Origin of the sequence: Pseudomonas sp. RIT-PI-a, from assembly GCF_001187875.1 — a bacterium.
GTDB classification, from domain to species: domain Bacteria; phylum Pseudomonadota; class Gammaproteobacteria; order Pseudomonadales; family Pseudomonadaceae; genus Aquipseudomonas; species Aquipseudomonas coleopterorum.
Genome location: NZ_LGIR01000011.1, coordinates 544061 through 557683 on the forward strand (window position 1 = coordinate 544061; position 13623 = coordinate 557683).

A 13623-nucleotide genomic window follows, 5' to 3' on the forward strand; every position below is an offset into this window, starting at 1 on the left:
CGCTGCCGGGTAATCTCTCTGGAGCCGTGCCGTGACCCTGCAAATCCCTTCCCCGAGCCCAGGCGCTACGCCTGCTCATCATGATCTTGTTGCTCGTCTGCTGCCCACCTGGCTGACCGGCGCCAGTGCCCAATGCCGCGCCCAGTACCAGCAAGCACTGAACGTGAGTCACGCCGCTGACGCCAAGGTGCAACGTCTGATGAACACCCTCAAGGCGCCTGCCGCATTTGCCGCCGAGCGTTTGGGCCCGGCCTTGCGCTCGCGCTTCAACCTGGACGTCGACCTGAGCAGCATGCAATGGGTCCGGTTCGAGCGCAGCTATGGTATCGACCGGCGCGTGACGTCAGTGCGGCGCCAGACACTGCTCGAAGTGGCCATGGCCAACTTCGGGCCTGAGGAAAGCGATAAGGGAGCCTATGACAGCGACACGATGTTGTTGCCGCCCCGTGCCCTGGAGTTGCTGGTCGGTCCCCAGTTCGCCTGGCGTCTGGACCGCAGCCAGGTGCTGCCCATCACACCTGATCAGTTTGCGCTTGCCTGTCGAGAAATCGATATGGGCCAAGCCTACCAAGATCATGTGCAGCAGGTGTTCCAAACGCTCGAGCCGGAATCCGGTGATGCACGCGAATTGCTGGAAGCCGGCTTTCGCAGCGATCTGCAGGTGCAGATCCTGAGGTCAGTGCTGCGCGGTGACATCACTGCCCAGTGTGAACAGGTGCTGCAGCAGCTGTTGGATGGGTCTGCCAGCAATGTCATTTGGAACGGTACTCCTGTCGTGGTTTCCGGCCTCCGCGCTCTGGTCACCTGGTTCAGAGGGGGTACGGTGCTGTCAGGCACATTCATCGTTCAGGCCTCTGCCAGCGCGCAGGCGCCTTGCGTGGTCTACCTGCCGGGTGATCCCGAGTCTCCACTCAAGCAATACGCCAGCCTGCAGGCATTCGCCGATGCCCTGCGCGACAAACTGCGCCGTCCGGGTTATGCCGATTATTTCGCGCGGTTCATTGGCGAGGCAGACCGTCACGGTTTCTTCGAGCGTTTGAACGACACGTTACGGCCCGAAGCGCTTTCCCTGTGGACCCCCAAAGGCCGCGTCGATGACCCCAACGCCGATATTGGCCTGCGCCTCGAACCCCGCACCGGCGCTTTGGTCGAGCGACTGTACGAAGACATTCTGAGCCTGGTTGCAGCCAACGCACGTGCCTTTATCGTGCCTACGGCCGATGTCGACCAGGCCGCCCGCGAGGCGCGGTTGCTCAAGTACCTGGAAGTGGGTACCACCTTGCTCAACGCCTCAGCGTTCTTCGTGCCCGGCGTCGGTGCAGTGATGGCGGCCGTCGGCGTCGCTCAACTGCTCGGCGAGGTGTTCGTGGGCATCGATGATTGGGAGCACGGACAGACCCAGCAGGCACTGGATCACCTGTTCGATGTGGCCGAGAACGCGGCACTGATTGCCGCCACTTCGGTCGCCGAAATCACCTTGGCGCGCTCACCCTTCGTCGAAGGGATGCTGCCGGTCATCGACCGCCACGGCACTACACGGTTGAGTAACCTGAAACTGACCGATTTTGCCGACCCGCAGGCCTTGCCCGCGCACCTGGGCCCAGACCGGGCCGGCCAGTATCGGTATGGCGCTGACCGCTATATCAAGCTGGACGGCGTTGCGTACCGGCTAAGCGAGGATGCCAAGCCCGGCCGCTGGTACCTGGAGCATCCCGACCCGCAAAACGGTCTGCGCCTGGCGCTTGAGCACAATGGCGAAGGTGCGTGGCGGGTGGCCCATGAAGACCCGGCGCGCTGGGGCGTAGAGCAGGCCATGAGGCGCTTGGGCCCGCTGTTCGAAGACTTCTCGGCGGGCACGTTGCAGCGCATTCGCCACGTCACGGGAATCACTGCTGCGCAGATCCGCCAGATCCACGGCCGAGGCCTGCCGCTTCCGGCCACCTTGCGCCTGGCTGCCGCAGACTTTCGCGCCGCCCAAGGCCTCAAGCCGCTGCCCCATGACTGGCCTGAGCAGTCCGCCGTTCACGCCCTGCACCGAGATTTCCCGGGCCTGCCTCGGGAATTGGGCGAAGCACTGTATCGCCAGGCCAACGCCCAGGAGCGCAAGCAACTGATGCAGCAGCGAGTACCGCTGCGTCTGGCGCTGATGGCCCATGAAGGCATTCGTGAAGTGCGCTTGAACCGTGCCATCAGCGGGCTGGTGTTGCCGTCCATGGCCCACCCCGGCAGCGTCAAGCTGCGCCAGGGGCTGCTCGATCTGCTGCCTGAAAGCGAACGTGCTGCCGCCTCTGCCGAGCGCATTGTCCGCCTTGCCGTGGCCGATCGTGACCGCGCCGCACGCCTGATAGGCCAGCGTCGGGCGCCCGTTTTCAATGGGCCAGAGCGACTGGATGACGGGAGGATCGGCTATCGCCTCAGTGGTCGTGGGCGCCCAGTGCAGGCACCGGATCTGCCTCATATGGCTGCAGACTTGATGCAAGCGCGCCGCGAGGCGGAGGGCGCACGACTGGAGGCCGTCTTGGACCAGTGGGCTGTCGAGCCGGCCACCGTGGCGGATGAAGACGGTAATCCGGTAGCCGTGGAAGCAGCAGACCGCAGCCTGGCCGCACAACGCCTGCGCGCTGCCTGGCACCGCGTCGCTCCACGAGTGGAAGGCATGGCGGGCGGCCCACCGCAGTATTTGCTCGACTTGTCGGAACTGCGTGTGGGGACCTTGCCGACATTGACCGCCAATTTCAGCCATGTGTCCTACATCACCCTGGAAGGAGCGGGGCATGCAAGCCTGCCGGCAGGCTTTCTGCTGAATTTTCCCAACCTCACCGTGCTCGATCTGCAAGGCAACCTGCTCACCGAGATTCCAGCCGACGTGGCCGCCTTGCCGTATCTGGAGTCCTTGGCGCTGGAGAACAACCGGCTCACCGCTTCACCGACGATGTTCGATGCCCTGCGCAGGCTCGACCGACTTCAGGCGCTGGTCCTGCGCAACAACCCGATGCGTCTGCCTGCTGCCGCCGTGCAGACGTTGAGCAGTTTGACGCCTCTGCGCTACCTGGGGCTCAGCGGCACCGACACTGTCGCCATGGCCGAGCACCTGCCGACGTTGGCCCGGCTGCCCAACCTGGAAAACCTCTGGCTGAGCGACAATGATTTACAGCTCACGCCAACTGCCATGCAAGCGCTGCGCTCGATGCCATTGCTGGACTACCTCGACCTGTCGGGCAATCCTCTGGGCGAGCACCTGGACCTGGCGGAATTGCCGGTCATCGGTGCCCTCAACTTGCGTGACTGCGGTTTGACCCAGTGGCCTCGAGGGCTGACTGAGCTGATGTCGCGCGATCCGCTGACGTTGCGCCGCGTCGCGCTCGACGACAATGCCATTACCGAGGTGCCGTCGCTGGCCGAGCTGGCATTCTTCCGGGAAGAACCGCAGGTGACGACCCCATTGACCCTCTCCTATGCCGGGCTGAGCGAGCTCAGTGTCCGCCGGCTGCAAGCCGTGGGCGTGTCCTTCAAGTACCTCGACGTATTGGCCGCCACTGCCAGCCCTGAAGGGCTACAGCGGCTCCGTGAGCTTCGCGCCCACCCTCAATCGACACGTTTCATCCAATTGCTCGACCGCTTGGGCGAAACTGCGGACCGGACGCTTGCACCGGACAACCTGGCCAGTCGCGCCTGGGCTGTGATCGACGGCGCTGCCCAATCACCGGCGTTGCGCGACGAGTTGTTCTCACTTGCGCAGCGCCCGGATACCTGCGGCGATCAAGTCATCGCGCTGTTCAATGATCTTGAGGCACAGCTGCTGTTTGCCAGGGCCAACGATGCCACCTTGGACGGTCCGCAACGGGCCACTGAGCTGCTCGCCACCTCGCGCAGCCTGTTTCGCCTGAGCCGGGTCGAATCGCTGGCGCGGGCCGAGGTGCAGCGACGGGTACGCGAACGGCAGATCGAGCCGGACGAGTTCGAGGAGGTCGAGGTGCTGCTGGCGTACCGAATTGGCCTGGCGCAACGCCTGGAATTGCCCAATCAGCCCCATGGCATGTTGTTCGCCAATATCGAACCGGTTACGGCACAGCAGCTCGAAGCCGCCGCGCAACAGGTTCATCAGGCTGAGACCAGGGAGGCTTTGCTGGAGTGGCACATGCTGCAGGACTACTGGTTGGGCTACCTGCGCCGCACGTTCGCCGATCGCCTGGAACAGACCCTGGCGCCATTCGTTGCGCGGCAGCAGGCGCTGGAAGCGGCACCGTACGCTGAAGGGTACGACGAGCAACTGGTGGCGCTGCAGGTCGAGCAACACGCCGCTGAAGCGAGCCTGTTGCGGGCGCTGACCGAGCAGGCCATGGGCGGCTGAGCGGGCACACCTATCTACCGCAAACCCAGCCTTGGGCTTTGTTCCACTGGTGCTTCGCCCGCTACAACCCCGTAGCGGGCATTGCCATGGAGCACAGCCATGACCCTTGATCCTGCCGTAACCGGCGAAATCGCGTCCTATCAGTCATTGATCGAAACGGTACTGCCGCCGTGGTTGACGACAGCAGTACCGGAATTACGCGAGGCCTATTTCGCAAGTTCCCTGCTCAGTGCGCGGTCCAGTGCGAATGCCGCGCAGTTGAGCGCGCGCCTCCAGACGCCTGCGGCGTTCTGCGCGCCGCTGCTGCAGGCGGCGTTGCAGAAGGCCTATCCAACCCTGGGGCTGGACGTCGACAAGCACGAATTGATTCGCATGGTGCGTACTCGCCACGGGTTGACCACCCAGCTGACCCCCAGGCACCAGACCCTGCTTGAAGCGGCATTGCAGAACTTCCTGCCAAGCGAAGCGAAGCCGGGTGGGCTGGAAGCCGGTTCGGTCATTCTGCCCGTAGGCGCGTTCGGTTTTACCCTCAACGACGACGGCAGCCTGCTGTATCGCTACCCGGACAGTGCCCGTGTCAAGCTTGACGTGCATGATTTTGCAGCGTTGGTGCGCACGCTGGATCTGGGCCGTCAGTACCAGGAGCACTTCAAGTCGGTGTTTCGCCCCCTCGGGCAGACACCCAGTGCGGACGCCGAGCAGGCCGACACCGCCACCACCTTCAGCCTGGCCATTGCCGACAATCTGGATGCAGCGGCCGTCACCGCGCGTATCCGCGGAGACATCAGCGAAGCGGCCTACCAGGCGCTCAAGCAGATCACGCAGCCGGCGGACTTGCAGCCCCCGCGTTGGGAGGGCAAGGCCTTGCAGTTCTGCCAGCTGGGCTTGCTGCACACACCGCTGAGCACCGGCTACAGCCTGCTGGGCATGGTGCTGATCGAGCAGGTGGGCGGGCCGGCTTGCCTGGCTTACCTGCCCGGCGAGCCGGACCATGCACTCAAGGAATATGCTTCGCGCCAGGCCTTTGCCGATACGTTGCGCGAGAAATTGCGCGCGGTGCCTTACCGTGACCACTTCGCGCGCTTCGTCGCCCAGCGCAGCCAGGCGGCCTTTACCGATCGGCTGGTCAATACCTTGTCGCCGATACCCTGGATCGTGCCGGGCGAGTTCGCCAAGCCGCCGGTCCCCGACCCTGCGGCGGACATCGGCCTGCGCGCGTATCCCGTCGAGGGCAAGCTTGTGCACCTTCTGTACAGCCAGCAACTGATCAAGCTGGGTGAGAGTGCGCGGCTGGCGGTGGTGCCGACCGATGACGAGGATCAATTGGCCCGTGAACAGCGCCTGGCGTGGTGGGAAGGTCTGTTGGCGAGCGCCTTCGATGTCGCCACGTTCGTGATACCTGGCGCGGGTGAACTGGGGTTGGCCGTGGGTGCGGTGGAACTGGTCAAGAACCTGTGCCTGGGGGTCGATGACTGGAAGCACGGACAGACGGTGGAAGCGATCAGCCAATTCAGCGCGGTGGCGCAGAACGTAGCCCTGTTGGCCAGCGGAGCGGCTGCAGGCATCGCCCTGGCCCACTCGCCGTTCATGGAAGCGCTCGTCCCGGTCACCGACAGTGCCGGCACGCGACGTTTGCTGCATCCGGATCTGACGGCGTATGCCGCTGACATCAACCTGCCTGCCGAGGTTACGCCCAACGCGCTAGGCCAATATCAGCTCGATGAGCGCACCTACGTACGCATCGATGAGCACTACTACCAGCAAGTGCTGGATGAGGCGAGCGGAAACTGGGTGATCGAACACCCGAAGCTGCGCGACAGCTATCGTCCGGTGCTGACCCACAACGAGGCCGGGGCCTGGCAGCACATTCACGAGCAGCCACTGCAATGGCAAGGTGCTCGACTGTTGCGTCGGTTCGGCGCTATCACCGATCGGTTGAGCGATGTGCAACTGCTGCAGGTCAGCGATGCTTGCGGGTTTACTCCCGAACAGTTGCGCGACATCCATGTGAATCGACAGCCTGCTCCCGCGCTGTTGCAGGACGCGCTGCTGCGTTATCGCGCCCGGCGCGATGTCGAGCGCCTGGTGGCGAACGTTCGCCAGGCACAGCCTCCAGGGGAGGGCGCCGCCTACTGCCTGCCGCTGCTGCAGCGCATACCCGGCTGGCAGGAAAGCTGGGCAGTGCGTGTGGTCGCGGACGATGGCCATTTCGTGCAGTACGGCCCGAACGATGCCGAGCCGATTGTGGTCCAGCGCCGCGACTGGCTGGCGGGCAACCTGTGCGAGCGCATCGTCGAGCAACTCGATACCACCCGCAAACAGCGTCTGTTTGCCGACAGCGTGGAGAACACGGTACAAGGTCAATCCTCGGCACTGTCGCAAGCCCTGGCCAATGAAGTGCAGGCGGCCAGCGCTGACATTGCCGCCGGGCTCTACGCCCAGCAGGAGCCCACGGTGACCACCGAGGCGGCGCCGGTCAAGCGCCTGTTCCCGGGCCTGTCCGGACGTGCGGCCAATGACCTGGCGGCAAAGGCGCAGGACTGGGAGGTGAGTCAGTTACAGAGCAGCGGACGGCTGTCGGTGCGCCTGGCCGAACAGGCGCGCCTGTACTTGCGCGAACAGCGTCTGAATGAGGCCTGCGAGGGGTTGATCGACCCGTCCTGTACATCCGAGGATCGCGATAGCCTGGCGCTCGGCCTGCTCGCGCACCTCCCGGGCTGGTCGGGAAACACTCGGATCGAGCTCCGTGCCGGCTACGTCCAGGGCCGTGAACTGGCCTCGGTGGGCGCTGAGTCGGCCACCGAGGTGAAGTATCTGGTCAGCCAGGATGGCCAATACCAGGCGTTCGATGCACGGGAGCAGGCGCTGGCCGGCAAGCAGGATGTGTTCGGGGCGCTGTGCAGTGCCCTGCCGGATACCGAGCTCACGGCGTTGTCGCTTTCGCGCTGGGACAGCCAGGGGCTGCGCACGCGCTTGGCCGCGCTGGCCGCGGCCGATCGAACGCGGGCCGGTCAATTGCTCGGGCAAAGGGTTCTACAGCCCTGGTTCAAGCTGCCCTTGCTCACCGAACACGGGGCGGGTTACCCGCTCAGTGGGCGAGGGGATGCCTCGTGGGGCCAGCGTCGACGCTTGCGAGCGCTGTACCCCAGCCTCAGTTACCGAGACATGGCCGAGTTGCGTCGAGTGCTGCGCAGGCCGGGTGAGAGTTTCGAGCTGGCGATTCAGCGACTGGAGCAGGAATACAAGGTACTGGACAGCTCGCTGGATCTCTGGAGCAAAGCGTTGCCCGAGTATGCCGTCGCACGCGCCGAGGCACGTACGCGCCTGCTCAGGGCGTGGCGTGGCGAAACCCTGCGCGTCAACCTCAGCGGCAGGGTCATTGGCGCTTTGCCTTTGATCACCGCGGATTTCAGCCATATCGTCGAACTGAAGCTGGAGCGCATGAGCCTGGCCGAAGACCCTTCCTTCTTTCTCTCGCGCTTCCCGATGCTTGAAAAACTGTCCCTGGCGCAGAACTTTCTACGCGCCATCCCCGCGCAGATCAAAGCGCTCAAGGCACTGAAACACCTGGACCTGCAGCTCAATGTGCTGGAGCCGGCAGCGGATGTGTTCGCCGACCTGACCGAGGATGGCAACAGCGCCCTGCGGGTGTTGAATCTGGATCGCGCCTATGTGCCGAGCGTGGTAGACGGCCACGCGCAGGCGATACTCATCGGCGAGCAGGCGATGACCAGCCTTGCGCGACTCAAGCAACTGCGTTCTCTGATTCTGGCCAACAATACGTTCACCATCGACGACCGGGGCATGACGATCCTGGGTCGCATGAATCAACTGGAAGAGCTGTCGTTGAAAAACACGTTCCAGACGTTGACGGATCAGGGTCGTCAGGCAATCAGCCGGCTGACACGCCTCAAGTCCCTGAACCTGAGCTTCACCGAGCTGGGGCAGGCGCCGGACGTTACCCGCATGCGCATGCTGGAGAAGCTGATCCTGCGTTCCACCGGTATCACCGAGTGGCCAGAGGGTCTGAGCTTCCTGATGAACCGTCACGCCACGCCATTGCGCTGGATCATCCTGAGCGACAACAACCTCACCGAGCTGCCCGACATCGGTGGAACCACCTACGTCAGCATGATGCGCTCCTTCATACTGCGTGAGCAGTTCCACTTCAACCTCGACCGCAACCCGCTTTCGGAGCTCTCGCGGCGGCGCTTGCGACGGGCGCGCGTCAGCTTCGAATGGGGCGAGCGCAACACGACAGGCAGCGGACACGAGCAGGCCAGCAATGCCTGGCTAGCCGACTGCCCCGCCGATTTGCGTGCCAGTATCGAGGCGGACCAGAGCACCCCGGAAGCGGCTGCCTTCTATCGAGTGATGGCCCGACTGACTTCCACCGACGCCTACAAACGCCACCCCGAGCCGTTCAAGGCGCGAATGTGGTCGGTGATGCGCGCGGTGGTTGCCGATGCCCAGGCAGTAGGCGACGGGCTGGGGACGGGTGACTTGCGCGAGCAGCTGTTCGAGCATGCGACGCTGGTAGACGGCAGTTGCGGGGACGGCATGAGCGTTGTGCTGGATTATTTCGAGACTCGAACCCTGGCTTGGCAGGCGGCGTCCTCGGCCGTGGCCGGTGGCGAGGCGATGCTGCAGCCGTTGTTGGGCTTGGGACGCCAGCTGTACCGGGCGGCACTGGTGGATGAGTATGCCGCGGCCATCACTCAGGGACGCTTGAATCGACGTGCCGCCCTGATTCAGAACAGCCCGGAAACACCTGCGCTGCACGCCATGGATCAGATCACGGACGCGCAACTGCTTGATGGCACCCCGGACGAGGTCGAGATTCGTTTGCTGCTGCGTAACCGTCTGCAGGCGCGTTTGGCACTGCGTGCGCAGCCATCGATGCTGTACAGCGAAATTCTCTCCACCGAGACAACCCGGCAAGTGGGTAACGCAGTGCTCACGGATGAAACCGCCAGCGGGCTGTTGGACTGGCTCGCCGAACAGCCGTTCTGGAGCCTGTACCTGCGTCGGGTGTATCCGCAGCGCTTCGAAGCGGTCGAGACCTTGTGGGGGAACGTGCTGATCCATTTCGAAGAGGCGAAGACGCTGGATCTGTTCAGTGTGGAGCCGGAGAACCTGGGCGCTGTGCTCAAGGCACTCGGCGATCTGGCCCCGGAAACCCTGTGGACCGGGCCGCAAGGAGAGCCACTGCGCGTGGTGATGACGGATCAGGCGGCCTTGGAGATGTACGCCTCGATCAGTACGGGTCGTACCAAGGCAACCCGAGGGTTGATCAGAACCCTGTCTGAAGAGGTGACTGCAGCGAACGTCCAGTAAAGGACATCCGGGAAGAAGGAGCAAAAGGCTGGCGCGGCGAGAGCCCCGCCAGCCTTTTTGCGTTCAGCGACGACGGAACAGGGGCAGCGGTTCGTCGGTGGCCGCCTGATAGGTCACGGAGAAATCCTTGAGGCTTTCCAGTGCTTCGTACGGATCTTTGTCGGCGCGCAAGGCGAAGGCATCGAAGCCGCAACGGTGCAGGTAGAACAGTTGGTCACGCAGTACGTCACCGATGGCGCGCAGTTCACCCTTGAAGCCATAACGATCGCGCAACAGGCGTGCGTTCGAGTAGTTGCGGCCGTCGGTGAAGGCCGGGAAGTTCAGGGCAATGACCTGGAACTGGTTGGCCACCTCGCCGATCTCTTCGGCTTCCTCGTCACTGTCCAGCCACACGCCCAGGCCGCCATCGCGGGCCTGGAGCGCCGGACCGTGTTCGCGCCACAGGGCCAGCGGTACGATCAGGTCATCGCAGTTGCTGATGCCGTCGAACGGGGTGTCCTTGGGCAGCAGGTGCCAGGTTTCGTCGACGACTTCGTTGTTCTTAATGATTCGCTGCATAGACGCGCTCCTTGAAGGGGTCGATGCCGATCCGCTGGTAGGTATCGATGAAACGCTCATCTTCAGTGCGTTTTTCCACGTACACGTCGATCAGCTTGGAAATGACATCGGGCATGGCTTCCTGGGCGAAGGAGGGACCCAGGATCTTGCCCAGGCTGGCGTCGCGGCTGGCGCTGCCACCCAGGGACACCTGGTAGAACTCTTCGCCTTTCTTGTCCACGCCCAAGATGCCGATATGGCCGACGTGGTGGTGACCACAGGCGTTCATGCAACCGGAGATGTTCAGATCCAGCTCGCCGATGTCGAACAGGTAGTCCAGATCGTCGAAACGACGCTGGATGGATTCGGCGATCGGAATCGACTTGGCGTTGGCCAGGGAGCAGAAATCCCCCCCTGGGCAGCAGATGATGTCGGTCAGCAGACCGATGTTCGGCGTGGCGAAACCGCCTTCACGCAGCTGGTTCCACAGGCTGAACAGCTGGGCCTGTTCGACGTCGGCCAGAATGATGTTCTGCTCATGAGAGGTGCGCAGCTGGCCGAAGCTGTACTTGTCGGCCAGATCGGCGACGGCGTCGAGTTGCTTGTCGGTCAGGTCGCCAGGGGCCACGCCGGTCGGCTTGAGCGACAGGGTCACCGCCACATAGCCGGGCTTCTTGTGCGCCAGGGTGTTGCGCGAACGCCAGCGGGCGAAGCCGGGGTGCTCGCTGTCGAGCTGGGCCAGGTCAGCCGCAAAATCAGGCAATGCCTTGTAATCCGGGTCGACGAAGTGCTTGGCCACGCGGTGCAGCTCGGCCTCGGTCAGGGTCGTGCTGCCGCCACGCAGGTGCTCCATCTCGGCGTCGACTTTCTGGGCGAAGACCTCTGGCGTGAGGGCCTTGACCAGGATCTTGATGCGCGCCTTGTACTTGTTGTCACGACGGCCGTAGCGGTTGTACACGCGCAGGATGGCGTCCAGGTAGCTGAGCAGGTCCTGCCACGGCAGGAACTCGTTGATGAACGCGCCCACTACCGGCGTGCGGCCCAGGCCGCCACCGACCAGGACGCGGAAGCCCAGCTCGCCGGCGTCGTTGTGCACGGGCTCAAGACCGATGTCGTGCACCTCGATCGCTGCGCGGTCGGTGCTGGCGCCGTTGACGGCAATCTTGAACTTGCGCGGCAGGTAGGCGAATTCGGGGTGGAAGGTGGTCCACTGACGAACGATCTCGCACCAGGGGCGCGGGTCGATCACCTCGTCGGCGGCAACGCCGGCGAACTGGTCGGTGGTGACGTTGCGCAGGCAGTTGCCGCTGGTCTGGATCGCGTGCATCTGCACGGTGGCCAGTTCAGCGAGAATGTCCGGAATGTCTTCCACGGCCGGCCAGTTGAACTGCACGTTCTGCCGGGTGCTGATGTGGGCGTAGCCTTTGTCGTAATCGCGAGCGATCTTGGCCATCATGCGCGTCTGGCGCGATGTCAGCTGGCCGTAGGGCACGGCGACGCGCAGCATCGGGGCAAAACGCTGGATGTACAGGCCGTTCTGCAGGCGCAGCGGGCGAAATTCTTCTTCGCTCAGGTCGCCAGCCAGGTAGCGGCGGGTCTGATCCCGGAACTGCTTGACGCGGTCCTCGATGATCCGTTGATCGTACTCGTCATAAACGTACATGGTGATCCTGTTCTCAGGCTGTCTTTCGCATCATCAGAAAAAGCACGCGCACGGTCGCGCACTCTTAGCAGAGCCGACGGAAGATAACAGTTTGTAAATAGACGTAAAAGTGACGTTTGAGTATATGCACCGAACCAGAATGCATATGCCCATGGAAGTGTTCACCCTGTGGGAGCGGTCATGCTGTGGGAGCGGGCTCTGCCCGCGAAGGGGACACCGCGCAGTGCCTGCGGAACCACAGTGAACTTTTCGCGGGCAGAGCCCGCTCCCACAGGAGAGGATATGCCCGCATCAGCGGGATCAGAGCGCCTTGCTGATATGGATGTCGCTGATGTTCGCGGCGTCGTCGCCATGCAGGGCGACCAACGCCGCCTTGGCTTCTTCCAGCGAGCCCGTTTCCAGGTGCGCGAAGTCCCAGCGACGCTGCCCGTCGAGGTTGTAGCGGATCACGTACTTGATCATGGGTGCCCCTGCATCAGGTGAATTTCGAAGCCGTGCGGCGCACGATCTTGATCTTGTGGGTGAACGTGCTCTTGCGCGTGACGCTCGACAGCTTGGTGCCGGCGGTATCGATGGTGATGTTCCAGAAACCGGTACTGGGCGCCGTGATCTTGGCCGGGAAGGTGTCGAACGCGCCGCCATGATAGGTATGTCGCCCACCGTTCTTGAAGCTGCGGAAGTTGGCGTCGCTCATCAGGCGGATGTTGCAGCGCTGGGAGCACTCGATGACAACCAGATCGTCTTCATTGAGGTGCTCGCGCTGGTGAACGAATTTCATGGGCTCTCCACAGTTACAGGTGCGCGAAAAAGCGCAACGATATCATGTGCATCGCAGCGCGGATAAATTCTACCGATGCATGGAGCAAATTCATGACCTTGCGGTCACAGGGTATTTAATGACGGAGATGCATCATGAAGTGGGCCTGGTTGACGGCAGTGGTAATGCTCGGTGGTTGTGCCACCGTGACGGACATCGAGAAAAGCCCCGAGACCATGAGTGTGATTTCCGGCAAGACCCCCAAGGAATATTCCACCTGTGTGGTTGCCCAGTTGAGCGACAGCCGCGGACCGTCGGTGATCGAACAGAAACACGACGGCTATCGCATCATCGTTCCGCAGAAACTCTCCAAGGATCCGGCCGCCGTGCTGATCGTCGACGATCGTTCCGGCGGCAGCAGCATCAAGGTGCACGAGCGCCTGTCCAATGTGCCTCTGCGCCCGGCTGACGTGCGCCAGGCGGCCGAGAAATGCATTTCCGGCTGAGCCGATCCTACTTGCAGATCACCACCAGGCTGCGGGTCTGGTAGTTGCCCAGGTCGGCATCCGCCAGCCCAGCCTCGTCCGCACGTCGCGGCACGCCCTGAGTCGCTACTGTCTGGTAGCCGCCGGGGCACTCGAGTCTCGCCTGCTCGTCGCACTTGTCCCAGGACATGGCCTGACCCGAACAGTCGATGTTCAAGCCCTGTTGGCCGTTCTTCAAAATGGTGGGGGAAGTACTCGCGCAGGCCGAAACGGCGAGCACGGCGATGCAAGACAGGGTAGTGCGCAGGAGGGTGTTCATGGGGCGGGATTCTTCAGGTAGACAAGGGGGCCGCTATGCGGTGGCCCAATGCTATACACTGGCAAGCGGCAAGGGTAGTTGTGCAAGGAAAAATTCCGTTGCTCGACCGATGTAGCAATATTTACCCTGCAGTGGAACTATATGCATCAGGATTTCTCTATCAACCAATCAATT

The 13623-nt window shown here is 63.1% G+C and carries 8 protein-coding genes; 3 read left to right on the top strand and 5 right to left on the bottom strand.

The genetic code is table 11. The features are described from left to right. Positions 1-31 precede the first annotated feature (31 nt). Both AC788_RS04740 and AC788_RS04745 read left to right on the top strand, forming a co-directional pair. Positions 32-4351 carry an NEL-type E3 ubiquitin ligase domain-containing protein gene (locus AC788_RS04740; protein ID WP_049859447.1) on the top strand — a complete coding sequence of 1440 codons (4320 nt, stop codon included), beginning with the start codon at positions 32-34 and terminating at the stop codon, positions 4349-4351. A gap of 99 nt (positions 4352-4450) precedes the next feature. Next, positions 4451-9688 (top strand): dermonecrotic toxin domain-containing protein, encoded by a 5238-nt coding sequence (locus tag AC788_RS04745; RefSeq protein WP_049859448.1) that lies wholly within the window; start codon positions 4451-4453, stop codon positions 9686-9688. Between the two features lie 63 nt (positions 9689-9751). On the opposite strand, the gene AC788_RS04750 is transcribed toward AC788_RS04745, so the two are convergent. The 4 genes from AC788_RS04750 to AC788_RS04760 form a co-directional block, all read right to left on the bottom strand. After that, complete coding sequence (locus tag AC788_RS04750) at positions 9752-10246, bottom strand: DUF934 domain-containing protein (protein WP_049859449.1); 495 nt, start codon at positions 10244-10246, stop codon at positions 9752-9754. After that, positions 10230-11888, bottom strand: a complete 1659-nt coding sequence (locus AC788_RS04755) for a nitrite/sulfite reductase (RefSeq protein WP_049859450.1) — start codon at positions 11886-11888, stop codon at positions 10230-10232. The genes AC788_RS04750 and AC788_RS04755 overlap by 17 nt, the downstream gene beginning before the upstream one ends. A gap of 300 nt (positions 11889-12188) precedes the next feature. After that, on the bottom strand, positions 12189-12350 hold the full coding sequence (locus AC788_RS21840; RefSeq protein WP_177327943.1) for a hypothetical protein: 162 nt from the start codon (positions 12348-12350) through the stop codon (positions 12189-12191). A gap of 13 nt (positions 12351-12363) precedes the next feature. Next, complete coding sequence (locus AC788_RS04760) at positions 12364-12666, bottom strand: DUF1883 domain-containing protein (RefSeq protein ID WP_049859451.1); 303 nt, start codon at positions 12664-12666, stop codon at positions 12364-12366. Positions 12667-12800: 134 nt separating this feature from the next. On the opposite strand from AC788_RS04760, the gene AC788_RS04765 reads away from it, so the two are divergent. Beyond that, entirely contained in the window at positions 12801-13151 is a 351-nt protein-coding gene (locus AC788_RS04765) for a hypothetical protein (RefSeq protein ID WP_049859452.1), read from the top strand. A 7-nt stretch (positions 13152-13158) separates the two neighbouring features. On the opposite strand, the gene AC788_RS04770 is transcribed toward AC788_RS04765, so the two are convergent. Further along, complete coding sequence (locus AC788_RS04770; protein WP_049859453.1) at positions 13159-13449, bottom strand: hypothetical protein; 291 nt, start codon at positions 13447-13449, stop codon at positions 13159-13161. Between the last annotated feature and the right edge of the window lie 174 nt (positions 13450-13623).